Origin of the sequence: Gordonia sp. SID5947, assembly GCF_009862785.1 — a bacterium.
Classification (GTDB): Bacteria; Actinomycetota; Actinomycetes; order Mycobacteriales; family Mycobacteriaceae; genus Gordonia.
This window is the reverse complement of sequence record NZ_WWHU01000001.1, coordinates 4,464,075-4,486,888: the sequence shown is the minus strand read 5'-3', so window position 1 is coordinate 4,486,888 and position 22,814 is coordinate 4,464,075. Positions and strand designations below refer to the sequence as shown.

At 66.6% G+C, this 22,814-nt stretch carries 27 protein-coding genes; 14 read left to right on the top strand and 13 right to left on the bottom strand.

All coding sequences use genetic code 11. The annotated features are described in order from the left end of the window. Positions 1-26: 26 nt before the first annotated feature. Positions 27-1,145: an o-succinylbenzoate--CoA ligase gene (menE, locus tag GTV32_RS20585; protein WP_343287404.1), complete on the top strand. Its 1,119-nt coding sequence runs from the start codon at positions 27-29 to the stop codon at positions 1,143-1,145. 16 nt (positions 1,146-1,161) lie between these two features. Here the strand turns inward: menE and GTV32_RS20580 are convergent, their stop codons facing one another. From GTV32_RS20580 to GTV32_RS20570, 3 genes are read right to left on the bottom strand one after another with little or no spacing between them, the layout of a single operon-like run. Next, positions 1,162-1,908, bottom strand: coding sequence for a pyrimidine reductase family protein (locus GTV32_RS20580; protein WP_161061892.1), 747 nt, complete (start codon positions 1,906-1,908; stop codon positions 1,162-1,164). Then, complete coding sequence (locus GTV32_RS20575; RefSeq protein ID WP_161061891.1) at positions 1,905-2,408, bottom strand: flavin reductase family protein; 504 nt, start codon at positions 2,406-2,408, stop codon at positions 1,905-1,907. Before GTV32_RS20575 ends, GTV32_RS20580 begins: the two co-directional genes overlap by 4 nt. 53 nt (positions 2,409-2,461) lie before the next feature. After that, positions 2,462-3,508, bottom strand: a complete 1,047-nt coding sequence (locus tag GTV32_RS20570; RefSeq protein ID WP_161061890.1) for a YihY/virulence factor BrkB family protein — start codon at positions 3,506-3,508, stop codon at positions 2,462-2,464. Positions 3,509-3,595: 87 nt separating this feature from the next. Here GTV32_RS20570 and GTV32_RS20565 point away from each other — a divergent pair, with 87 nt between their 5' ends. Next, entirely contained in the window at positions 3,596-4,378 is a 783-nt protein-coding gene (locus GTV32_RS20565; protein ID WP_161061889.1) for a DUF4396 domain-containing protein, read from the top strand. A 13-nt stretch (positions 4,379-4,391) separates the two neighbouring features. Here the strand turns inward: GTV32_RS20565 and GTV32_RS20560 are convergent, their stop codons facing one another. Continuing rightward, positions 4,392-5,465 (bottom strand): DUF1524 domain-containing protein, encoded by a 1,074-nt coding sequence (locus tag GTV32_RS20560; protein ID WP_161061888.1) that lies wholly within the window; start codon positions 5,463-5,465, stop codon positions 4,392-4,394. 406 nt (positions 5,466-5,871) lie between these two features. On the opposite strand from GTV32_RS20560, the gene GTV32_RS20555 reads away from it, so the two are divergent. After that, positions 5,872-6,243, top strand: coding sequence for a PLDc N-terminal domain-containing protein (locus GTV32_RS20555; RefSeq protein WP_161061887.1), 372 nt, complete (start codon positions 5,872-5,874; stop codon positions 6,241-6,243). A 20-nt stretch (positions 6,244-6,263) separates the two neighbouring features. Here GTV32_RS20555 and GTV32_RS20550 read toward each other — a convergent pair whose 3' ends face one another. Next, complete coding sequence (locus GTV32_RS20550; protein ID WP_161061886.1) at positions 6,264-6,788, bottom strand: hypothetical protein; 525 nt, start codon at positions 6,786-6,788, stop codon at positions 6,264-6,266. Positions 6,789-6,901: 113 nt separating this feature from the next. On the opposite strand from GTV32_RS20550, the gene GTV32_RS20545 reads away from it, so the two are divergent. Continuing rightward, a complete protein-coding gene (locus tag GTV32_RS20545) occupies positions 6,902-7,114 on the top strand; it encodes a dodecin (RefSeq protein WP_161061885.1) in 213 nt (70 codons plus the stop codon). Positions 7,115-7,170: 56 nt separating this feature from the next. Here the strand turns inward: GTV32_RS20545 and nadE are convergent, their stop codons facing one another. Together nadE and GTV32_RS20535 are read right to left on the bottom strand one after the other, a co-directional pair. Next, positions 7,171-7,998: an ammonia-dependent NAD(+) synthetase gene (gene nadE / locus GTV32_RS20540; protein WP_161061884.1), complete on the bottom strand. Its 828-nt coding sequence runs from the start codon at positions 7,996-7,998 to the stop codon at positions 7,171-7,173. An 18-nt stretch (positions 7,999-8,016) separates the two neighbouring features. Beyond that, positions 8,017-8,529 (bottom strand): CinA family protein, encoded by a 513-nt coding sequence (locus tag GTV32_RS20535; RefSeq protein WP_343287462.1) that lies wholly within the window; start codon positions 8,527-8,529, stop codon positions 8,017-8,019. A 272-nt stretch (positions 8,530-8,801) separates the two neighbouring features. Between GTV32_RS20535 and GTV32_RS20530 the strand changes: the two genes are divergently transcribed. From GTV32_RS20530 to GTV32_RS20505, 6 genes are all read left to right on the top strand, one after another. Then, positions 8,802-9,644: an ABC transporter ATP-binding protein gene (locus GTV32_RS20530; RefSeq protein WP_161061882.1), complete on the top strand. Its 843-nt coding sequence runs from the start codon at positions 8,802-8,804 to the stop codon at positions 9,642-9,644. A gap of 2 nt (positions 9,645-9,646) precedes the next feature. Beyond that, positions 9,647-10,825 (top strand): ABC transporter permease subunit, encoded by a 1,179-nt coding sequence (locus GTV32_RS20525; protein ID WP_161061881.1) that lies wholly within the window; start codon positions 9,647-9,649, stop codon positions 10,823-10,825. 151 nt (positions 10,826-10,976) lie between these two features. Continuing rightward, a complete protein-coding gene (locus tag GTV32_RS20520; RefSeq protein WP_237421599.1) occupies positions 10,977-11,306 on the top strand; it encodes a hypothetical protein in 330 nt (109 codons plus the stop codon). 318 nt (positions 11,307-11,624) lie between these two features. Continuing rightward, positions 11,625-12,626 (top strand): DUF6745 domain-containing protein, encoded by a 1,002-nt coding sequence (locus tag GTV32_RS20515; RefSeq protein ID WP_202421859.1) that lies wholly within the window; start codon positions 11,625-11,627, stop codon positions 12,624-12,626. 57 nt (positions 12,627-12,683) lie between these two features. Further along, a complete protein-coding gene (locus tag GTV32_RS20510; protein WP_161062672.1) occupies positions 12,684-13,136 on the top strand; it encodes a hypothetical protein in 453 nt (150 codons plus the stop codon). 93 nt (positions 13,137-13,229) lie between these two features. Further along, complete coding sequence (locus GTV32_RS20505; RefSeq protein WP_161061878.1) at positions 13,230-14,813, top strand: HNH endonuclease signature motif containing protein; 1,584 nt, start codon at positions 13,230-13,232, stop codon at positions 14,811-14,813. Positions 14,814-14,839: 26 nt separating this feature from the next. Here GTV32_RS20505 and GTV32_RS20500 read toward each other — a convergent pair whose 3' ends face one another. Further along, positions 14,840-15,370, bottom strand: coding sequence for an ester cyclase (locus GTV32_RS20500; RefSeq protein ID WP_161061877.1), 531 nt, complete (start codon positions 15,368-15,370; stop codon positions 14,840-14,842). A gap of 355 nt (positions 15,371-15,725) precedes the next feature. Here GTV32_RS20500 and GTV32_RS20495 point away from each other — a divergent pair, with 355 nt between their 5' ends. The 4 genes from GTV32_RS20495 (at position 15,726) to GTV32_RS20480 (ending at position 18,952) form a co-directional block, all read left to right on the top strand. Beyond that, entirely contained in the window at positions 15,726-15,983 is a 258-nt protein-coding gene (locus GTV32_RS20495; RefSeq protein WP_161061876.1) for a hypothetical protein, read from the top strand. A gap of 24 nt (positions 15,984-16,007) precedes the next feature. Further along, a complete protein-coding gene (locus tag GTV32_RS20490) occupies positions 16,008-16,517 on the top strand; it encodes a nitroreductase family deazaflavin-dependent oxidoreductase (RefSeq protein WP_161061875.1) in 510 nt (169 codons plus the stop codon). Between the two features lie 298 nt (positions 16,518-16,815). Further along, positions 16,816-17,685, top strand: a complete 870-nt coding sequence (locus GTV32_RS20485; RefSeq protein WP_161061874.1) for a 1,4-dihydroxy-2-naphthoate polyprenyltransferase — start codon at positions 16,816-16,818, stop codon at positions 17,683-17,685. 25 nt (positions 17,686-17,710) lie between these two features. Then, positions 17,711-18,952 (top strand): FAD-dependent oxidoreductase, encoded by a 1,242-nt coding sequence (locus GTV32_RS20480; RefSeq protein WP_161061873.1) that lies wholly within the window; start codon positions 17,711-17,713, stop codon positions 18,950-18,952. A gap of 14 nt (positions 18,953-18,966) precedes the next feature. Here the strand turns inward: GTV32_RS20480 and GTV32_RS20475 are convergent, their stop codons facing one another. The 5 genes from GTV32_RS20475 to GTV32_RS20455 all read right to left on the bottom strand — a co-directional run bounded on the left by GTV32_RS20475 (position 18,967) and on the right by GTV32_RS20455 (position 22,668). Further along, entirely contained in the window at positions 18,967-19,290 is a 324-nt protein-coding gene (locus tag GTV32_RS20475) for a hypothetical protein (protein ID WP_161061872.1), read from the bottom strand. A 108-nt stretch (positions 19,291-19,398) separates the two neighbouring features. Then, a complete protein-coding gene (locus tag GTV32_RS20470) occupies positions 19,399-20,298 on the bottom strand; it encodes a Clp protease N-terminal domain-containing protein (protein ID WP_161061871.1) in 900 nt (299 codons plus the stop codon). After that, a complete protein-coding gene (locus GTV32_RS20465) occupies positions 20,291-20,581 on the bottom strand; it encodes a helix-turn-helix domain-containing protein (protein ID WP_161061870.1) in 291 nt (96 codons plus the stop codon). Before GTV32_RS20465 ends, GTV32_RS20470 begins: the two co-directional genes overlap by 8 nt. Before the next feature lie 75 nt (positions 20,582-20,656). Continuing rightward, the gene (locus tag GTV32_RS20460) at positions 20,657-22,369 is read right to left on the bottom strand and encodes an alpha/beta hydrolase (RefSeq protein ID WP_161061869.1); all 1,713 of its coding nucleotides are present in this window, start codon (positions 22,367-22,369) and stop codon (positions 20,657-20,659) included. Continuing rightward, the gene (locus GTV32_RS20455; RefSeq protein WP_161061868.1) at positions 22,366-22,668 is read right to left on the bottom strand and encodes a hypothetical protein; all 303 of its coding nucleotides are present in this window, start codon (positions 22,666-22,668) and stop codon (positions 22,366-22,368) included. The genes GTV32_RS20460 and GTV32_RS20455 overlap by 4 nt, the downstream gene beginning before the upstream one ends. Positions 22,669-22,814 lie beyond the last annotated feature (146 nt).

Sequence of the window (22,814 nt, the reverse complement as noted above, 5' to 3'; positions counted from 1 at the left end):
CCCTGCACCTGCCTGCCCGTCCCGAGGTGCTCGATCGCCGCGCCGAGCTGTCCGCGATCCTCGACGGTTCCGCGGCCTTCGTCCCGGTTCCCGACGATCCCCGTGAGGTGGCGACGCTGAGCGAAGCGCTCGGTGTCGGGGACCCGATCGACGACCGTGTCTCGCTCGTGGTCTCCACATCGGGAACCACCGGCGTGCCGAAGGGCGCGCAGCACTCCCCCGCATCCCTGGCGGCGTCGGCATCGGCCACCGCGGCGCGCCTCGGCGGTCCGGGCAACTGGCTGCTCGCGTTGGCCCCCCACCACATCGCGGGGATACAGGTGCTGTTGCGCGCCTTGGCCTCCGGGTTCGTCCCGGCCGTCATCGACGTCGCCGGCGGCTTCGATCCCGATGCGTTCGCGGACGCACTGGACAACCTCGACGGTCCGCGCCGATACACGTCCCTGGTCCCCACCCAGTTGATCAAGGCACTGGACTCTCCCCGCGCCACGGCCGCCCTGCGAACCGCCGACGCGCTGATGGTCGGCGGCGCCGCGACTCCGATCCCGTTGCTGCGCAGAGCGATCGATGCGGGAATACCGATCACCCGCACATACGGGATGAGTGAGACCGCAGGCGGTTGTGTCTACGACGGTGTCCCCCTAGACGGCGTCACCGTGCGGATCGACGACGCGAATCCCGACGGCGTCGGCCGCGTGATCCTCGGCGGTTCCGTTGTCGCCCATGGCTATCGGAACCGGCCCGACCATCCGGCCTTCGCCGAGCCGGGCTGGTTCCGCACCGACGACCTCGGCAACCTCGATGAGGACGGTCTGCTCACCATCGTGGGCCGCGCCGACGAAGCGATCTCGAGCGGCGGACTCACCATCGTGCCGCAGGTGGTGGAGGCGGTGATCCTCGACGACCCGGCAGTCGCCGAATGCGCGGTGGTCGGGGTGCCCGACGACCGGCTTGGCGAGAAGGTGGTCGTGTTCGTGGTCGCCTCGGGCACAAAGGCTCTCGACGCCGAGCGGATTCGCGGGGCGGTCACCGAACGTCTGGACCGCTACGCCGCGCCACGCGAGGTCATCGAGCTTCCCGAGCTCCCGGTGCGTGGCCCGGGCAAGGTGGATCGTCGCGCGCTGCGCGCCCGGTATTCGGGATAGGTTCCGGGTCCGCCGGTCAGCTGGACCCACGGGTCACGTACCGCAAGAAGAGGTAATCGTCGTGGGCCACCGAGTGCAGCAGTTTCGCACGCACCGGTACCGGGAGGAGACTCGCGTCCTGCGGCGCGGCGGCCAGTCCGGCGCCCGCCGGCTCGGCCGTCAGGACGGGCGCGAGCGTGAGGCACAGTTCTTCCACCAGCCCAGCAGTGGTGAGCGCGGCGAGCAGCGTCGGCCCACCCTCGCAGAGGATCCGGCGGAATCCGCGGGCGCGTAGCTCACCGAGCGCCTCGGCGAAGTCGATCTCGCCGTCACCGGTGGCGATCACGTCGGCGTGTTCGGCCACCGACGTCGTATCGGCTCGTTCGGTGGTGATCACGAGCGGTCGAGGGCCCGATGCCATGGCCGGCGAACTCGAGGGTACCGAGCAGGTACGGGTGACCATCGCGATGCGCGGAGCCGCCGTCGCCGACGGCCCCAGCTGCCGCTTTCGCAATGCGGTGAGCTCGTCGTCGAGGACCGCCGGACCGTACCTTTCGACCCGTGCGGTGCCTGCCCCCACCAGGATCACATCCGCCATCGCCCGCAGCGCATGGAACAGACGCTGATCGGCGCGCGACGACAAGGGTCGAACCTTCCCCCGGAACACCGCCGCGCCGTCGAGACTCATGACCATGTTGGCGCGCACGCCGTCGGGCCAGTCCGCGTATCGCTGCTCGGCCAGCGCCACCACATCGAGGTCGTCGTCGTGTCCGGGCTCGCTCACGCGTCACGTCCCGCATCGAGGTCGTGTACGTCGGAGAACGTCACCCACGACTGCGCACCCGGTGCGGAGACCCGCGAACCGCTGTCGACCGGATCGAGCAGGAAGGCGTCGTGGTCGCCTGCGTCGAATCGTCGCACCGTCTTGCCGACGAACCAGAAGGCGGCGTCATCGAGAATCGGAAGCCCGTGTGGCCCCTCGGACCACGCACACCGGGTGAACTTGTCGGTGTCGTATCCGCTGTGCGCACCGAACAGTGCCGCGATATCGGTACGTTCCCGCGGAAGCAGGTGTACGGCAAGATACTCGGCCTGCTCGGCAATGTCGTGGGTCTGGTTTCGCTTCGAGATCCCGACGAGGAATCGACGCGGATCGATGCTCGTCTGGCTGGCGAACCCCACCAGGCATCCGGCGCGCCGACCGTCGGCGTGTGCGGTCACCACGAACATCGGGTAGTCGATCGCATCGACCATCTCGTCGAAGCCGCTCTGGTCGTCACCCAACTCGATCCTCCCGTCGGTCGTGACCGCCGCGCTCCGCGTGCGCCACTCGGTGGTCAGCGGTCGGGCGCGTCGGTGCCGGAACCCTTGGTTCGCCGCAGCTCTCGTCCTTCTTCGATGAGTTTCTGGTGCTTGTCGTCGTTCTTGTCCGATGCACGCGTGTCACGCGGTGGTGATTGCAAAGTCTCCTCGGCGGGCAGACCCGCCTGGAGCTGGCGACCACGTTCGAGCTCGGCATCGATCTCCGCACCGAACAACAATGCCAGATTCGTCAGCCACAACCACAAGAGGAACACGATGACGCCGGCAAGCGCTCCGTACGTCTTGTTGTAGCTACCGAAGTTGGCGACGTACAGACCGAACAGGACCGACGCGATGATCCAGGTCAGGATCGCCACCACGGCACCGACACTGACCCACCGGAACTTGGGCTGCTGCACGTTGGGGGTCGCGTAGTAGAGGATCGCGACGATCACCACCACGAAGACCAGCACCACCGGCCAGCGAGCGATGTTCCACACCGTGACCGCGGTGTCGCCCAGACCGATGACGTCGCCGACTGATTTGGCGATCGGGCCGCTCACGGCCACCATCACCGCGACGGCCGCGGCCATCACCAGGGCGAGCAAGGTGACACCCAGCATCAGCGGACGCAACTTCCACACCGGTCGGCCTTCGTCGACCTCGTACATGCGGTTCATCGCCCGGCCGAACGCCCCGACATAGCCGGACGCCGACCACAACGCGCCTGCGAGGCCGATGACGAGCGCGAACCCCGCCGACGGTGCCTCCACCAGCTGCTGCACCGGACCTCGTAGTGTGTCGACGGCCGATGACGGGCCGAGATCGTCGACCAGTTGCAGCACCGAGTCGACCGTCTTCTGCCCCTGACCGAAGATGCCCAGCAACGACACCATCGCGAGTAGGGCGGGAAACAGCGAGAGCACCGCGTAGTAGGTCAGCGCTGCCGCCAGGTCGGTGCACTGGTCACGGGAGAACTCGCGCGCACATTTGCGCAGCACATACCAGGTCGACGGACGCGTGAGATCCGTGGGCGAGTCGGGAAGTCGCTCGTCTTCCGGGTCCGCAAGTTTGTCGGGCATGGAGCTTCAAGTACCCGGCGCACCGAGAACTCAACCCTCCCTGATACATCTCACCGGTGTGCGGGTCACGTCTGCCAGCATGGGTTGATGGCGGATTTGTCGTTGCCTGACCTTCCGACGTGGCTGGTGATCTGCAGCTGGACGAGTGTGGCCCTCGGCATCGTGTGCGCCGTGGTGTTGGTGGTCGATCTGGTCCGGCGCCCACAACCGATGGCCGTCATGAACGCCGTCTGGCCGATCTGCGCCCTGTTCGGCTCGGTTCTCTGGGTCGGCGCGTATCTGGCGTGGGGCCGGGCGCCGCAGCCACGACCGTCCGACGATGCGAATCGCCACAGCGATCATTCCTCCACCGAGATGGCGCCGCTGGGACTCGCGCCGCAGCCACGCCCGTACAGCAGTTCGGTGTTCGTGGGCACCAGCCACTGTGGCGCGGGGTGCACGGTCGCCGACCTTCTCGTCGAATGGCTGATCTTCGCCGCGCCGTCCGTGGCCGTGCTCGGCGGCATGGACTGGCTGTTCTCCGATGAGATCTACGCGGGGTGGGTGATCGCCTATGTGGCCGCGCTGATCGTCGGAATCGGCTTCCAGTACTTCGCGATCGCACCGATGAACCGCGATCGCGGGCGACTGCGTAACCTGCGAGCGGCCGGTCGTGCCGACGTGCTCTCGCTGACTGCCTGGCAGATCGGTATGTACGGGATGATGGCGATCGCTCAACTCGCGGTCTTCCCGGCATGGCTGGGCGGGCCCGTCGCGATCAACACCCCCGTTTTCTGGGCGGTGATGCAACTGGCCATGCTCACCGGCTTCGTCACGTCGTTCCCGGTGAACTGGTGGTTGATCAACGCCGGGGTGAAGGAAGCGATGTGAGAGCGGGCAGAGTCTACTCGCAGCCGACCCCGTCACCGTCACGATCGAGGCCCGACCGGTAACCGGGCTCGCCGGCGTGGATCGGTGCCGCCCCGGCCGCACGCACGGCCGAGCAGTTGGCGTAGTAGGCGCTGCCGCCCTCCGGAGCGGCCGGGGGTGCCACATACTCCGGTTGCGTGGTGGTCGGCGGTGGCGTGTATGCGGGTGCGGGAGTTGCTGTCCGCGTGGCCGTTTCCGACGGTTCCGGCATCTGGGAGGTGGTCGCGACCGGGGTGCCGCCGCAGCTTCCGAGAATGCGCACCATCGCGTCCTTCTCCGCCTGTGTCACCCACAGTCGGTACAACGCTTTCACGTCGATCTGGCGGGATACGTAGGCGCAGCGATAAGACTTGTTCGACGGCAGCCAGGTGGCCGCGTCGCCGTCGCCCTTCTGCTGATTCGCCGGGCCGTCGGCGGCCTGCAGGTTGCGCGGATCGTTGGCGAAGTTGCGGCGCTCCAGCGCCGACAGCTGCTGGGCGCCCTTCTGCCACGCATCCGAGAGCGCGACCACATGATCGATCTGTACCGCCGACGACGTCCGCACGCCACGCTGGAACGCGATGGTCGCGCCGGTGTACGGGTCGTCGAGCGTACCGGTCTGCACGGCACAGCCATTGGAGCCGGGCTTCACGGTGATCGCCGTGAGGTCGCGGCGCAGGATGTCGTTTCGTGTGTCGCAACCGTTGTGCCCGCCTGCCACCGAAACATCGTCGGTCCAGGACTGTCCGAACTGATCGCGGGAGTAACCGGTCTTGGGGGCGCGGCCCTTCACTGCCAGCGTCTCGAGCTTCGCGAGCGAGCCGTCGGCCGCATTCGCGGAAACGGTGGTCGCGGCGGTCGCGGCAACGGGTTGCAGTGTCGGTTCGGTCGATGACGTCGTGGTGGACGCGACCGCAGGCGTCGAGGTGGTCGCCGTCTTGGCAACCGGTTCCGACTCGTCCGATCCGCCGACCACACCTGCGGCGATCAGGGCCGCCGCCACCACGACCACGGCTCCCAGAGCCGTCCACCAGGTGCGCGAGACTCCCGACTTCGGCTGCGAATTCATGTGTTCACCCTTGTTCCTCGGCTTTCCCCACCCTCTCATCGGCGACCGAAGACGACGCGTTACGACACCGGGCTACACGCGTTCATCGCTCCGCCGAGGTGACGCCGGCGTCAGCGTCGCCGGTCGTCGCTGGGCCAAAACGCAGATGCTCTATGGATGAGGCGTGGACTGTCCCTCGGGACTCCGCTGTTCCTGACGAGCGCTATGGCACACCGCAACTTCCCTGTCGCTCAGTCAGACGACAAACCGAACTTGCCACAACGACATTCGCGGGATAGGTGTAACCATTCCTGTGAGACGGGCGATTTGACCATTACTGCCTCCCGGCGCGGTCCGCGAGGCGCATGCGTTCCTTCCCTTCGACCGCGACCGAGTTGGGCCAGGAATGTGAAGGAGAAGTGCACCGATGCCGTATCTCGGCTTGATCTACCTGGTGATCCTCGTCATTGCGTTGATCGACATCATCAACACCGACGACGCGGTGATGCGCGGCATGCCGAAGATCGCGTGGGTCCTGCTCGTCGTCGTACTGCCGTTGATCGGCGCCCTGCTGTGGCTGGCGTTCGGCCGCCCGACCGGGGAGGAACGCCGCCGCCCCGCACCCGGTGCCGCGTCGGAGTACCCCGAGTATGACCATCCCGGCCGCTACATCCCGGCTGATCCGGAGGCCGACCGCGAGTTCCTCCAGCAACTTCGCGATCGCGCCGAGCAGCAACGACAGGCCGCCCGAGAACAGCAGCGGCAGAAGCAGGAACCAGACGATCCGCCGGACAACTGACATGGTCGCCGGCGGTCTGTTCAACTACTGCCTTTCGCTGCCGTGACGCTCCCGGCCGGCGGGATGGCAGGCGCACCAACCCGCATCCACACCTCCCGGATACCCACGCCCACCAACACGAGCAGCATCGACAGCACGGTCCGCAGCTCGACGCCGTCGATCGTTCCCGGCGTGGCCAGATAGAACAGGCCGAGCGCCACAAACGGCACCGCCACCGTGATCACGCCGGGCACCAGCCGGCGGGCGGTAGCGGCGTCGACCAGTGCAGCGATCACCACCACGACGAACGCTGCGAGTGCGTACCAGGATGGGTCCTGCCACCAGTGTGTGTACATCGGCTGCCACGCGATCCCGACGACCTGCGCGTCGATGCTCGTCAACGGCGTGTACGCCGTCCACTCCCCATCGTGTGCGAATGAGGCAGCGATCCGGGAGTTGCTCTCCCACCAGGTGATCCCACCGGCGAAGAGTGTGGCGACCACGAACACCCACCACCCGACGTGCCCGGTGATGCGGGCGGATCTGAGGACCGTCGAACGTGTCATGGACTTACTATGACTGCTCAGGCCGCATGAGCGGTCCGCAACAGGTTTCGACCGCGGCTGCCCCGGGCACCCTCCGTGGAGGCGAACACAGCCATCAAGCGGAGGAGGACTCTATGAGTGACAACGTCTATCGCGTAACCGAGATCGTCGGCTCGTCGACCACCAGCATCGACGACGCGATCAAGGGCGCTATCTCGCGTGCCGACACCACCGTTCAGCACCTTGAATGGTTCGAGGTGACCGAAACACGTGGCCACATCGAAAACGGTCAGGTCGCGCACTTCCAGGTGACTCTGAAGGTCGGCTTCCGCCTCAACGACGCCTGAGATCTATCCCGCGAATCGTGCGCGCCCACGGAACAAGGGGCGCGCACGACCGCGGGTCAGCTACGCCACCAGGTGTCGTACGGATCGGCCGGCAGCGACCGCTTGTGACGGGTGCGGAGATAAGTGGATTCGATGATGTCGGCGGCCGCGCGGTCGATGTCGTCGCCTTGCAGATAGCGGTCGATGTCGGCGTAGCTGACACCGAGCGCCTCCTCGTCCGGGAGTGCCGGGCGATCGTCCTCGAGGTCCGCCGTCGGCACCTTGGTCCACGTGCTCTCCGGCGCTCCGAGGTGGCGAAGCAGTTGAGCGCCCTGACTTTTCGTGAGACCCGCCAGCGGATTGACGTCGCTGCCGCCGTCTCCGTACTTCGTGAAGAATCCCGTGACCGCCTCGGCCGCATGATCGGTACCCACCACCAGCAGGTTGCGCTCGCCTGCAATGGTGTACTGCATGATCATCCGTTGCCGTGCTTTGACATTGCCGCGGACGAAGTCGCTGATCTGCTCGACACCGAGTCCGTCTGCGGTGGCCGTCACGGCTGCGTCCACGGCCGGTTTGATGTCGATGGCGAACGTGTGGGTGGGTTCGATGAACTCCAACGCAATGGCGACGTCGGACTGGTCGGCCTGTTGGCCGTACGGCAGTTGCACCCCCACGAACTCTGCGTCGCGCTCGTCATCGGCGAGCCGGTCGGCGGCAAGGCGGCCAAGGCGCCCGGCCAGCGTGCTGTCCTGTCCGCCGCTGATACCGAGGACAAACCCTCGCGCCGGCGTGCTGCGCAGGTAGTCGACGAGGAACGACACCCGTCGCTCGATCTCCTGCTCGGGGTCGATGGACGCCGCGGGATTCAACTCTCGTCTGATCTTGTCCTGGAGATTGCTCATTGTCACCGCACTCCTTGCTCAGTCGGCTCTGTTGTCGTTGGGCAACTTCGTAAGTGGGGACCCACTGGCGACCGCGAGCAGCAGATCGAGACCCCGTCCGATGGTCTGGGCGAGGACACTCTCGGGCTCGCCGGCAAAGATGTGGTGTTCGGTCCGCACATCACCGCGGTCGTACACGCCGAACCACACCGTGCCGGGTGGCACGTCCTCGTCGCATTCCGGTCCGGCTTCGCCGGTGACCGCCACTGCGATGTGGGCATCCATCAGCTCGGCGACACTCTTCGCCATCGCATGGGCGGCGTCGCTGCTCACCACTGGCCCGGGCGGCACATGCAGCACAGAGTGCTTGACCTGCTTGCGGTACGCGACGATTCCGCCGCAGTACCACTCACCAGACGACGTCGCCTTGCCGAGATGAGCGGCGAGGTTTCCCGCGGTGAGCGATTCGGCTGTGGCCACCGTGAGTTCGTGTCGGCCGACGAGCTCAGCGAGCCTTTCACACCGTTCGTGTACGTCATCGTCGGTGGGCACACGATCTTCGGGATCACTGACCACGTCTGCTCGCCTCCTGGTCGGTCACGACTTCCGAACACTACAGATACCCAAAGCCGACGGTCGCAAACCGCCCCTTCGCGTATTTCTGATCCGGATACGCAGATGTAACCATTTCCATACGGTGGACGATCTGACCAGTGCCGTCGGCAATGAAGGAGAAGCAGACCCATGCCATATCCGGGCTCCACCAGCAATGATCTCCCCCGCCGCGCGAAGGCCACCGGAGCCGGACTCCGAGGGTCCACCTCATGGCATTGACGGCAAGCGGCCTCACCCGCGCATTCGGGCGTCATGTCGCGGTCGCAGGCGCCGACATCTCGGTGCGATCGGGGGCGATCACCGGTCTTGTCGGCCCCAACGGCGCCGGCAAGACCACTCTGTTGCTGATGCTCGCAGGGTTGCTGCGTCCGGATACCGGCACGATCACCGTGGATGGCGACGAGGTCGAGTCGTCACAGTTGCGGTCGACGGTCGGCTGGATGCCAGATGTGTTCGGCACCTGGGACAGCCTCACCACCACCGAGATCCTGGCCACCTTCGGTAGACTGCACGGACTTTCGCGCATGGCGGCCCGCGCTCGCGCCGAGGAACTGCTCGAACTGGTGCATCTCGCCGAGTTCGCCGACCGTCCCGCCCACGAGTTGTCCCGCGGACAGAAGCAACGGCTCGGGTTCGCGCGCACCCTGGTCCACCGGCCACGCGTACTGCTGCTGGATGAGCCCGCCTCCGGAATGGACCCGCGATCCCGGGTGGAACTGCGCGATCAACTGCGCGCCCTGGCGGACGACGGGTGCGCGGTGCTGATCTCCTCGCACATTCTCACCGAACTCTCGGAGATGGTCGACGACGTGATCATCATGACGGAGGGGCGCACCCGCCCCACCGCCGAGCCATCACCCGGCCATCGCTGGCGTATCCGTGAGGCCGGGCAACCCGCAGCCTCGGCCACCATGATGCGCTTCGACGACGAGCATGGCGCCGCCCAGCACCTCACCGACCTCATCACCGCCGGTCGGCAGGTTGCCGAATTCGCCCGTATCGATACCGAACTCGAGGATGCCTACCTCGCCCTCGACGCCGACAGGACGTGACGATGTCGCCCACCACAGAGCACGCACCAGTCACCGAGACGCCCGCACCGCGATCGCGACAAGTGCGCCGATGGTGGTCTGCCGTCGGCGTGCTGATAGGTCTGGAGGTGCGCCAGCGGGTGCGGACCACCCGCTGGAAGATCACCCTTGCGGCGGCGTTCGCCGTCATCTCGGCAGTGGTGTTCGGCTCGATGTTCATCGCGCTCAACCCTGCCGGGACCGACTATCGCGACTGGGCACAGAACCTGTACGCCGTCGTCCTGGGTGCCCTGCTGTTCCTCGGGATCGTATTGGCCCCCACCCTCACCGCGACCACCATCAACGGTGATCGCAAAGACGCCACGCTCGCCGTGGTACAGGCCACCCCGATCAGCAACTGGCAACTCGCGCTGGGCAAGTTGATCGGCAACTGGGTGTGCTGTCTGGCACTCATGGTGGTGGCGCTGCCGTATCTGGTGTGGGCCATCGTGGCCGCGCCCTACGGTATCGGGCCCGGGATACTCGGCGCCGTCGTCTGCGGTCTACTGTTCGCCTGCTATTGCGGTATCGGACTGGGCTTCTCGGCACTCACGGCACGGCCCGCCGGTTCGGCGGTACTCACGCAGGCAACGGTGTTCTTCCTACTCCTTGGCCTGCCAGCGCTGTTCGGACTGCTGTACAGCACCACGGCCCAACAGCACCAGGTGATCCGGGCCCACTACTCGTGGCCCGAGAACTCGACCGCCCCGACGTCTGCCCCTCCCGCCTGTGAGGATGTCGAGGAGTCGGAAACCTTCCATCACACCGAGCGCATCTGGTGGCTGCTCGCACCGAACCCGGTGCTCATGCTGCCCGACGTGGTTGCCGCTCATGACAATCCACCGGTGTACGGCTGGTACGACGGAGATCGTCCGCCCGGCCCGACGGTACTCACGCCGATCGCCGAAGCCTTGTCGACCGCGCGGATGGGCCCCTTCATCGACGCGCCGAAATGCAGCGAGCAGCAAGGGTTTTACAGCAGCTCCAGCGGTCCCGGTGAGTTCTACCGTGACGAGCGCGCTTACCAGCATGCCCGCATCGGAGACAGCTGGTACCTGGGCTTGCTGGTCAATCTGGCATTCGGTGGGATCGGGTTCCTCGTCGCGGTCCGCCGCTTGCGGGTCCCTGCCGGGAAGCTGTCGAAGGGTGTTCGCATTGCGTGATCGAACGTCGCGTCGGCCGCGAGGCCGGAGTGTTCAGTTCTGGCTCACCTGCGCGGTGGTCGTCGTCGGGCTGGTAGCTGTAGCTGCGATCGCCATACCGCGGGTGTTTCATCGCGACCCCTGCGACTCGGCAGTTCCGTTCGCTGTCGATATGGGCTTACGCCTGTCCGACGACGAAGAAGTGGTCTCCTGCGAGACGTATCCGAGTTTCCCCGACTCGTCAGTGAAGGTCATGGTGCGTACCCGCTCGCCGGAGACGCGATCGGCATTCCTCAAGAGATGCGACGCCAGTGAGGAACTGGGCCGATCGTTGATCAGCTTCGATGACGGCCCGTTTCACGAGGAGGTCCGCCGGCCGAATCTGACGCGCAGCGAGCAAGTCTTCATCGCGGACACACACGGGTACAACGAGCTCAGACTCAGCTACGACGAAGGCGTCGAATCGGGACTCCTGATCACTGTTTGGGCAATCGACATGTGACGTGGCGCCGAAGACCTGTTCGTTGCCGGCGCCACAGGGTTGCGCTCACCGCTGTCGAGTGCCACTCTTGAATGCTATGACTAACGGAAAGGCGGACACCGCCACCATCGCGTGAGCGCCGTGCCGTTCGCCTCGCCGACTCCCCATCGAGTCGTTTCACGCAATTCTCCTCGCCGGCCGCTTCGCGACATCTCCGTTGCCCGAGATCGATGGCTCGCCCACGGCCTGTCTTCCGAGCGCGCCGATCGCCCAACCGCCGAAAGTGCTGTCGCACAGCTCTACCAGCGTTCCGGCTTCCGAATACCCGAGTTCATCTGGGTGTCGTCCCCGCCGGCGGCAGTGGAACTGATCGAAGCCCAAGGCTTGTTCTCGCCGCTCGCCTCCCTCGACGGGGCCTCAGGGCGGATCGCGCACATGATCTCCCGATCGCGTCGGCGGCTCAACCCGACTGTCCAGCATTGGATGCGGTCCAACCGTCGCCACCCCGACATCGGGGCCGCGCGATCGATGACTGCCGACGAAGCGATCGCACTGGGCGTCGACGTCACTACCTTTCTCGGTACCGCGGTGCGAGATTCGCTGCGTACCAGCTTGTTCGACGGTGTCGCATCGATCATCCGAACGGTGACGCCATCGGTCACCGGACTCGTCACCTGGTACGGGCAACAGGAAGCACATCGCGTCGGCTTCCATGATGCGTTGCGCAAGTGGAGCACGATCCGCTTCTCCACCGACGATCTGGAGCTCCTCGCGATCGAGTCCGCACTGGTGGCCGCCACCGGCTGGTGGTGGCCATTCGACGCCGTCTGCATCATGGCCGAACGACCGACTTCGCTGCACAGCGAACCGACGCCAGGAGGTGTGCACAACGAGCGTCGACTGCACCATCCAGACGCTCCGGCAATTGAATTCGCCGATGGTCGATCCGTCTACGTTCTGCACGGCACCATCGTGCCCGACTGGGTGATACGCGATCCGACAGCCGAGCGCATCTCGCGGGAACGCAGCATCGAGGTCCGCCGATCCGCGATCGAACGCATCGGTTGGGATGTCTACATCGACGCGGCCGGCCTCTCGCTGGTGGACCAGACCGACGACCCCGGCAACCCCGGATGCTCACTCCAGCTCTATGCGTCGCCACATGAATGGCAAACCAACGGAAAGATCCTGCTCGCGGTCAACGGTTCTCGCGAACGTGACGGCCACCGTCGGCGCTACGGGTTGCAGGTGCCGGGCTGGGTGCCCAACGCGTTAGAGGCCGCGGCCTGGTCGTACGGCATTCGCGGTGCCGACTACGCCCGACTCGTCCGTCGAACCTGAATCTCCCACCGATCAACCCACTCACGTCCATTTCCGCCACAACAAACAACAACGGTGATCGCCATGACCTTGACCCTGTCTGCCCTGACCACACTGACCGGCCTCGACGTACTCGACTACCTCGACCAGAGCGTCTCCATCCCCGTGATCGACGGGATGCAAGCTCAGGGCGACCTGATCGTCGTGCCCCACAGTCTCGTAGCTGACGACGTCGTCACCTTCGAGGCGACACGACCACGGCCGGTCCCGCTGTCCGGTGTGGAACTACTCCGCAGCAGTGCCGGTGGCAATCCGCACACCCTCGTCGCCGACGACGGAGAGTGCGTCTGGCTCGCACCCATCTCCGACCGCAGCGGACTCGGCCTCGGCATTCTCGACACCCGCGTCACCGCCTACCTCATCCATCCCGAACACGGCGCCACCGGCATCGCACCCGGCCGGTACGTGATCCGGCGACAACGTGAACGCGGCGTCGGGCTGTTCGGTTCGGTGCGAATGGTCGCGGACTGAGTGCGCCGCAGCCGAATTGGGGGTTGCAATCGCCCAGCCGCTGTCGTAGACTCGAACATACGTTCGAACATGCAGATCCGGGGGGTTCACGCAGTGTCGACCGACGGTCCGATATCCGAGGTGGAATCGCTCTACCAGCAGCTCGACGACCTGCTCGAGCAGATCCAACAGGTCGAGACCTCGCCGGCGTCCGACGACGCCATCATGGCTGTCGCGGAGTCTCACGAGCGCGCGTACCGCCGCATGAGCGGCGTCGGGCATCGTCGCGTCATGGACGTCTCCGATCGGGGCCTCGTCGGCGCACTCGGTTATCGGGGGCTTGCCGACTTGATGTCACACCGACTCCGCATCCCCGACGCCCGTCGCCGCATGAGGCACATGCGCATGCTGGCCCAGATGCATTCTCTGCAAGGCGAACTCCTCCCTCCGCGCTACGCGCATCTCGCCGCCGCGGTGGCAGATGGTGCTGCTGCACCCGCCCACGTCGACTCCGTCCTCGACACACTGGCCAAGATCCCGAACCGCGTGCCCGCCGATGTTCAGGATGCAGCCGAGGCGATGATGGCCGATTTCGCACGCGAACTCACTCCCAAGCAGCTGACCACGGTCGGCATCGAGTTGCTCGCGCGGATCGATCCCGACGGGGCGCTCACCGACGATGCCGACCGGAAGCGGCGCCGCAAACTACAGCTCGGCAACCAGGACGTCCAGTCGATGAGTGACCTCAGTGCTGTCCTCTCACCCAAGGCTCGCGCCCTGCTCGAGGTGGCGCTGGCGGCCTGGGCCGCTCCCGGCATGAACAATCCCGACGACGAGAACTCGCCCGCCGGCGGCCAGGGCGACGCCGACATCGAGCAGTTGAAGGAGGCCGCCGACCGCGACTCCCGAACGCAAGGCCAACGCAATCATGATGCGTTGGAAGCACTTCTCGATGCAGTCGTCAACCAGGGCGCCCTCGGAAAGAGCCACCGCGGGTTTCCACCGCATCTGATCATCAAGATCAGTGAGTCCGAACTCCGTGCGCTCGCCGGTCTCGGAGCCACCGCAACCGGTTCACGTCTGCCGATCAAGGATGTGGTCGAGCTCGCCGCACGGGCCCACAGCCACCTGGCCGTGTTCAAGGACCACACCGCACAGCCGCTGTACCTCGGCACCTCGAAACGGTTCGCCAACCGTGCTCAACGTCTGGCGCTCTTCGCCCAGCCGGGTGGCGGCGGCTGCTCCACACCCGGCTGCACGCAACCGTCCGCGCACGTGGAAGTACACCATTCCGAACGGGATTGGGCCGACGGAGGACTCACCGACATCGACAAGATGGGTCCGGCATGCCCTCGTCACAACCGGATGGTCGGCCCCAAACCCGGCCAATGGACCACCAGCATCATCCGCGAAGGGCCCGACGCCGGCAGGACAGGCTGGTCGCTGAACCCGAGAATCGGTCCACCCCCACCTCCGCGTGTGAACCGGGCGCACGAGGTCGGCGAACTCCTCGAACACTATCTGCGTCGAGGGTCGATCGGTGACGCGCCGCAACCGAAGAGTTCCGTGATGCCGTCCCGTACAACGGCCACGGCCGCACGCACGCTCTCACGTACCCGGAGAAGGCGTGTACGCCGCACTCGACGGATCGGTCCGAAGTCCGGCGGGCTGAGCAGGCTCGGACCACGGGTGCGGTAGGCCCAAGGATGCAGAGCCCGATGATGTCACCGACGACGGGAAGCCTTCATCTGCAACCGTTGCATCCGCGCCCCCGCCCGTTCTCCCACGCTCCCCCGCGCCGGCAACGCGCCGATCTGTCGCGCGAACTCGGCCATATCGGTGGAGACCCGGACGTGACTGGCAAGTCCGCCACGGAACTCGATGATCTCCCGGACATCGAACTCGACGTCCTTCCCTGTGGGCGCCAGACCGGGCGGATCGAGTGGCCCGGTGTGCGTGCCCGCCGCCGCCCACGCAAAGCTCACACGGGGCGCGCGCGGATGAAAGAAAGGGCCATCCGCCAACTCCAGGGTGAGGTCGGGGATCGCCGTCCACACGGTGGTGTAGTAGCCGCCGACCTGCCCCCGGCCGTAAAGAGTGGTAGGTGCACCACTGTGTTCAAAGACGACGTCATCCGTCATCACCGACGTGAACAGATCCGGGTCGTGCGTATTGAAACCCCGCACGAGGTCGGTGACGAATCGTGTGACGGTGTTCTCGTCCACAGGCATCTGCGAAACGTCATCGAGGGCCATCGCACCTACCTCACAAGACAGTGTGGCTACGTCGGATCTTACCGCTGCGGCCCTCCGAGTAGCCCCGTCTCCCAAGAAATCCCGTTCCCCGGACCGACGCAGACCATCAGGTGGGCATCGACGAAAGTCCGCAGGAGGTGTCCATCGGTCGAATCAATTTCTCTCGATATCAAAGCCTGCATGTGCGAAAATCTAGTCGGCGCCCGCACTCGAAGGACAGGTTTACAGTGACGCGGGCCCACTGACCCGATTGCTTAGTGTCTGTAACGAAATTGTCAGTGGAATTTGTTGGGTGCGTTGCACAGCGAACAATCAGGGCCTGATTCAATCGCGCACATCTCCGAGGAGAGCAACCATGATCACCCGTATTCGCAGAGTCGTCGTCGGCGTCGCCCTCGGCGCAGCCATCTCGATGCCGTTGGCGCCCGTCGCCTCGGCGGTGACGTCAGACGCCCCCGTCCCCGCCTCGCACGACGCCGCCACCATCTACGTTCCCGACCTACCGGTGCCACTACTTCCGGTCCCGCTGCTGCCGGTTCCGTTGGTCCCGATCTTCCCGCTCCCCGACGTGCCGAAAACGGTGTGCATCACGGTCGTCTGCTTCCCCGTCTGACGTGTCCTCCGTCTCGCCGCCGCCATGTCGATGACGATCCCCGATCAAGATCTGGACAGTGTCAACACGGTCCAGCGCCGCCTCGCGCAGATCGCATTCACGCCCGCCGGGCAGTGGTACCTCCGGACCGTCGCACCGCGAGTCGACCCGACGCTCATCCGACTCACCCGTGGTTGGACGAGTTCGATCGGACCGTCTCCACGATTCGTGCTGGTGACGCATACCGGCGCCAAATCGGGAATCGAGCGGACCACGCCGCTGATCTATTTCACCGATGCGGGCAGGATCATCCTGATCGCCTCCAATTACGGCGGAACCCGCCACCCGGCGTGGTACCACAACGTCACAGCGAATCCCGTCGTGCAGATATCCGCGGGCCGCGGCACCGAATCTTTCCGCGGTGAAGAATTGACCGGCACCGAGCGCGACCGACTGTGGGACAAGGTCAAACAGACGATGCCGGGATATGCCACGTACGAGGCGTTGGCCGGTGATCGCACGATTCCGCTCCTGGCGTTCAGACCCATCCGCTGATGACGCCCGAGATTCGATTAATGCACCACCCATAACTTCGACCGAATTCAACCGCACAATCTTGACGCTTCCCCTTCCGCGACTGTCGGATTCATGCCACCGGGATTCGCGCCACTGGGATTCACCGGCGCCGGCATGCCGACACTCCGGGGACCACAGACATGGTCGCCGAGGGACCCGACACGGGACGACCCTCGTGGACGCGCAACACCGATGGCGACGGCGGTCGGCATCATCCGGCCCGGACTGCGCGCGGCCAGCCACGGCGCGGGGGCACGTGCGTGGCAGGATCGACCTCGTGGCAACCCCGAAGCAGTGGCTAGAAGGCGCGCGTCCGCGCACGCTGCCCAACGCGATCGCACCGGTCGTCGTCGGCGTCGGAGCAGTCCGTGATCTCGGCGATGTGGTCTGGTGGAAAGCGGTCCTCGCGCTCCTGGTCGCGGTGGCGTTCATCATCGGTGTGAACTTCGCGAACGACTATTCCGACGGAATCCGCGGCACCGACGACGATCGGGTCGGGCCGATGCGGTTGGTCGGGTCGGGCGCGGCCTCCCCCGGCGCGGTGAAACGTGCCGCGTTCGCCTGCTTCGCGGTCGGGGCGGTCTGCGGACTGGTCCTCGCCATCAGCACTGCCTGGTGGCTGGTGGCGGTGGGCGCGATCTGCATCGCCGGTGCGTGGTTCTACACCGGCGGCAGCAAACCGTACGGGTACATCGGGCTCGGCGAGATCGCTGTCTTCGTCTTTTTCGGGCTGGTCGCGGTACTCGGCACGCAATACGTGGTCGGCGACCTGGTCGATTGGGTCGGCCTGCTGTGCGCCATCGCGATCGGTTCCATCTCGTCGGCCGTGCTGGTGGTCAACAATCTTCGCGACATCCCGACCGACACCGAATCCGGCAAGGTCACCCTGGCAGTCCGGCTCGGCGACAAGAGGACTCGCATCTTCTTCGGCGCGCTCCTCGTGGTGCCGCTCGTGGTCAGTGTGGTCCTGGTTCTCGCGACGCCGTGGGCATTGCTCGGCCTTCTGGCCGCCCCGCTGGTGTGGATGGCCTTGAAACCCGTGCGCGCCGGCGCCGTCGGCCCCGGCCTCATCCCCTCGCTGGGTGGCACCGGCCAGGCGATGCTGCTGTGGGCGGTACTGACGGCGGTCGGACTGGTCGTCGGCTAGGCCGGGTCCACGGGTGGTCAGAACCATGGTGCAGCCCGAACGCACAACCTGCCTGGTCGTCGGCGGCGGCCCGGCGGGCATGGTGTTCGGTCTGCTCCTGGCCCGTGCCGGCGTCGACGTCATCGTTCTGGAAAAGCACTCCGCCTTTCTGCGCGACTTCCGCGGCGACGTGGTGCATGCGTCCACCCTCACCCTGCTCGACGAACTCGGGCTTGGCGAACGGTTTGCGGAACTGCCACATCGCACGGTCGAGCGCGCCGAGGTGCGGTTCGACCAGGGAACCGCCGTGCTCGCCGATTTCACCCGGCTTCCCGGCCCGCACAAGCACATCGCGCTCGTTCCGCAGTGGGATCTTCTCGATCTGCTCGCCGATGCGGCGGCTGCCGAGCCGACGTTCACACTGCGACGCAACGCGGAGCTCGTGGACCTGTACCGCGACCACGAAAAGATCACCGGAGCCGTCTATCTGGATCGGTCGACGGGAGTCGAGCACCGTATCGACGCAACACTCACCGTGGCGTGCGACGGTCGCGACTCGCGAGTGCGTTCCGCCGCCGGATTACGCCCGCGCACGTTCGGAGCGCCGGTCGACGTCCTGTGGTTCCGCGTATCCCGCCGCGACTGTGACACCGCGGGCGCGTTCGGCCGTATCGGTTCCGGACAGATCATGGTGATGCTCGACCGCGGGGATTACTGGCAATGCGCCTATGTCATCGGCAAGGGAACCGAACCGCGTCTCCGCGCCGCGGGTATCGATCGGTTCCGCCGGCAGATCGTCCGACTCCAACCGTGGATGGCCGACCGGGTCACAGAACTGACCTCCTTCGATCAGGTCAAGCTGCTCACCGTGGAACTCAACCGGCTGGCACGGTGGGACCTGGACGGGCTACTCCTCATCGGCGACGCCGCGCATGCGATGTCGGTGGTCGGGGGCGTGGGTATCAACCTGGCCGTCGCCGATGCGGTGGCCGCTGCCAGGATCGTCGGACCCGCGCTCGCCACCGGCGGCGCCGTCGACCGATCGGTGTTGCGCCGCGTTCAGCGCCGGCGATGGTTACCGACCGTGTTGATCCAGGCCGGGCAACGGATTGCCCACCGCGTGGTGCTCAGCGGTGCCGCCGACGACACGCGCACGTCGCGAAGTCGCTTCCCGTGGCCGCTCCGACTCGCGGCGCGCCATCCGATTCTGCAGGGAGTTCCCGCACGGCTGATCGCGCTCGGGCCGCTCCCGGAACACGCACCCGAGTGGGCTCGTCGACCGCAGTAGGCGAACCGTCGACCTCACCCGCGCCGACGTCCGGGATCGGCGGCCTCGGCAGGCCGTAACGCCCAGCCGGGCACCCAGTGCGTCACCTTCTCCTGCCGCTCCTTTGCGGTGATCGTGTAGGTGACCTTTCCGTACCACTCCCCCCACTCCGAACGAGCCCAGGCGGTGAGCACGCCGAGATGCACCGACCGGATCTGCAGACCGTCCGGAAAATACTCCCCGGTGTAGTGCGGGGTCTGCGGGTACAGGGCGTTGAGATCGACGAGCACGGCCTTGTGACCGACCGGGAAGTAGACCGGTCGTCGTGGCTGGCCGCTGTCGCCGCCGATCCACTTCATGCCCACTCATCGAACACTAGTTCGAATGGACGATGCGGACAAGCCGACCGCCCTCCGATGAGAGGGCGGCCGGCTGATCACGTTGTGCCAGAGGGCATCACGCGGGCGTCACACGCCTGCGTCGACCTCCGGCAGGCTCGCGAGCACTGCAGACCTCAGATCGTCGGCACTGGTCGCCGACTCGATGACGGCACGGGATGCGGCGTCACCGGCATCGATGATGCCGATCAGCAGATACTCGGGCCGCAGACGGCGGTCTCCCCGCTCACGGGCGAACTCGAGGGCCTTTCCGAACACCTCGCGGGTCTCGGCGGCGAAGCGGGGGCGCGACCCACGGCCACGCGGGCCGCGTCGTCCACGCCCCGGCTCCCAGGGACCCTCGTCGTCGGCGAACGGTCCACCCGGACCGAATGGTCCGGGACCGAACCCGCCGCGGCCGAAGCCTTCCGGACCGAACCCGGGGCCGAAACCGCCGGGCCCGAAGCCTTCCGGACCGGCACCCTCGGGACCGCAGCCTTCCGGGCGAGGCCCATGACCGCGGTGCGGCCCGTGCCGGTGCCCGCGACCGCGACCACGGCCACCGGGACCACCGGGACCACCACGTCCGCGGCGGCCGTACCCGCGGTCCGGGCGCTGCGCCCATCCCTCGGAGACGTCCTCGCCGAATCGGCCGCGGACGGCCTCGCGCACCTTGTCGAGGTCGATGCCGATGCTGCGCAGCGCATCCCGATCTTCTTCATAACGTTGTTTCGCCGACTCCTCGGAGGTCGCCTCGGTGGCCTCGGCAGTGTCGTCGTCGTTCTCGGCGTGATACTTCTGCGCCGCCTCGCGTGCCGACGTCAGGGTCAGGCCCTGCTCGCCGAGCAACGTGAACAGCGGACTCCGGGCGTTGCACAGCATGCCCAGGAGGATGTGGTCGTTGCCGAGTTGCCGGTGACCCAGGTCGCCGGCCTCCTGCATGGCGAAAGCCAGCAGCATTCTGTCATCACGGTTGAATCGCTCAAACATTGTTCATGTCTCCTTCTGACCCACTCGCGCGGGCCTCTCGGTGTGAATGTTTCTGGTGCACGGCTTGGCGGCTGATCTGCAGGACCTCTGCGATCGACTGCCAGCTCCATCCGTTGGCACGCGCGTTGGCGACCTGGACGTCCTCGAGACGGTCGGCCAGGGTCCGCAACGCTCGCACCGCGGCCAGCCCCCGGGCGGGGTCGCTGCTCGCGGCGTCACCCGCGAGGTCGGCGCCGGTGGCGTCGTCTTGTGCCGTATCGGTCGGATTCTGTTCGTCGTGCATGGTGTCAGGTTATGTTGACAACGCACTGTTGTCAAGAATTATTGACACGGGTTTGTATGCAGGCCCGACCGCCGATCACCAGGGCACGCGCAGTGGGATGTCGGGGATACGACCCGGCAGGTCGATGTCGCCGGTGCGTCGCACATAGCGAGTCGGGTCGTCGCCGTTGATCACCCGCACGACGTTGCGGAACGCGTCGGAGTCCGGATCGTGCCAGTAGGAGCTGTGTGCGCCGGCGCCCTCGAGCAGTGCACGGTGGCCGGTCGCGTCCGGGCCGGTGAATCCGGTGTCCATCCGCACCACCCCGGGCGCGACGTCGGGGTCGGCACCATGCGGGTTGCCGGGCACCGACTGCACATACTGGATCGGATCGCCCGGAGCGGTCAGCGAGTAGCGCTCGACGTGGGGGTTCGCATTGCGCCACGGACCGTCGAACACCCCGGTGCCCGCCGACGACGCGTAGACGACCCGGTCGGCGCGCAAGCCGAGTTGCTCGGCCGAACCGACCACCGAGCCACCGTAGGAGTGTCCGATGAACGTGGTCTTCGCGTCCGGGGTGTACCGCGCGAGTTCGGCGTCGAGCGCGGCCCCGAAGCCGACGAGACGCGGCGCCATGATGCGGGCGAAACCGGTTTCGACCGCGGAGCCGTCGATCGACTCGACCAGCGCCGAACCCATGCCGAACAGCCGCCCGATGGGCCCGGCCCCCGCGCCCCTGCCGAGCGCATCGGTCAACCCCTCGAAGCCGGCCTTCTGGGGCAGGTCGCCATCGAGGTAGACGAACACCGGGCCATCGGTTCTTTGCGCGAGATCCCTTGCTATATCGGCAGTCTCGGAAGATCGGTTCATGTTGCTGTGCGTCCCCGGAACGTACACGGTTGCGGTGCGGATGCCCGGACCGATGGTGCCGACCATCTCGACGGAACGACCGCCGGCAGTGTTCTCGAAGACGATGAATCGACGTTCTGCGGTGTCGTCGGCGCCGTCCGGGTCCCGGACTCGGCGCAAGAAGTCCTCGAGCACTGCCGCACGCGGGCCTGCCGCCCGCCCGGCCTGGCGCTCCTCGATCAGCGCGTTCCGGATGTTGATCTCGTTGGCGTCGGCCCGGGTGTCGAAGTCGACGCCGTCGAGGTTGCCGATGGTCTGCGGGTCGGCGTGCATGATGCGTCGGCGCTCGTCGGCAGGTATCCGGGACCACAAATCGTGTCGTTGGACCGGCGTCATCGACCGCAGGATCGACACCGTCCCTTCAGGATTCACGCTGGGCGCGGCGGGACGAGGGACGTCCGGGTCGCCACCTCGCCGCGCCGCGACGAGGTCGTCGGCGAGACCGTCCAGGCGCGCGCCGTGCTCATCGTCGAGTCGGGCCACCGCATCGAGGCCACTGGCGATCGCCGCCTCGAACATCGTGGCGTCGCCCGCTTTCGACGAATCCGCGTGCGCAACCGTGCCGACGTCAGTGACCACGAATCCACCGGTGATGGCGGCATCCACCTGCCGCAATACCAGTTCCCGCGCATGGGTCAGGTCGGCGCCGGCGTCGTTGGCCTCGTCGGCGATCTGGTTCAGGACGTTGCGGATCTCGTTCGCTTGGTCGCGTCCCCGGGCGATGGCCTGCTCGGCCGACGCCCGGCTGTCGCCGCGCCAGTCGGAGGCGGCGTCGAATGCCCGGATCGCGGCGTCAAGCGCGCCGTCCAGGGATGCCGCACCGTCGGCGGCGGCCGCACTCGCGGCGGTGACACGGCTGATGTCCCATTCACGGAGTTCGGCGATCGTCGGACGTGTCAACGCCGGACGCCGTCTGTGAAGGCCTCGGCAGCGGACCGGTCGTCGAGGTCGGCGTCGACCCCCAGGCGATGCAGGAGGACACCCATCGACTCCAGCCGGTCTGCCACCGCTGCTGTGGTGGTTCGCGTCGCCGCGGCCGCGGCGCGCAACGCCGACGCCACCCGACTCGACGGACACGGAACATGTTCCAGCGCAGCGACGTCGATGGACCGTATGACGTCCGACTGAGCACGCCACGTGGCCGCCGTCCGCGCGATCTGATCGGGCCGGAGACCGAAGCCGGCTGGTGAACTGGTCACGGGGATACGACGCAAGGCGGGCCGTCGGGGTTCCCCCGCGCCTTCCCCTTCCGCAGCCGCGACGGTTCCTCTCATCCGCGACGGCATTCAGGGGGCGCGGATGACGGGAACCGTCGCGGCTGCGGAAGGGGGTGCGGTGGGGGTGG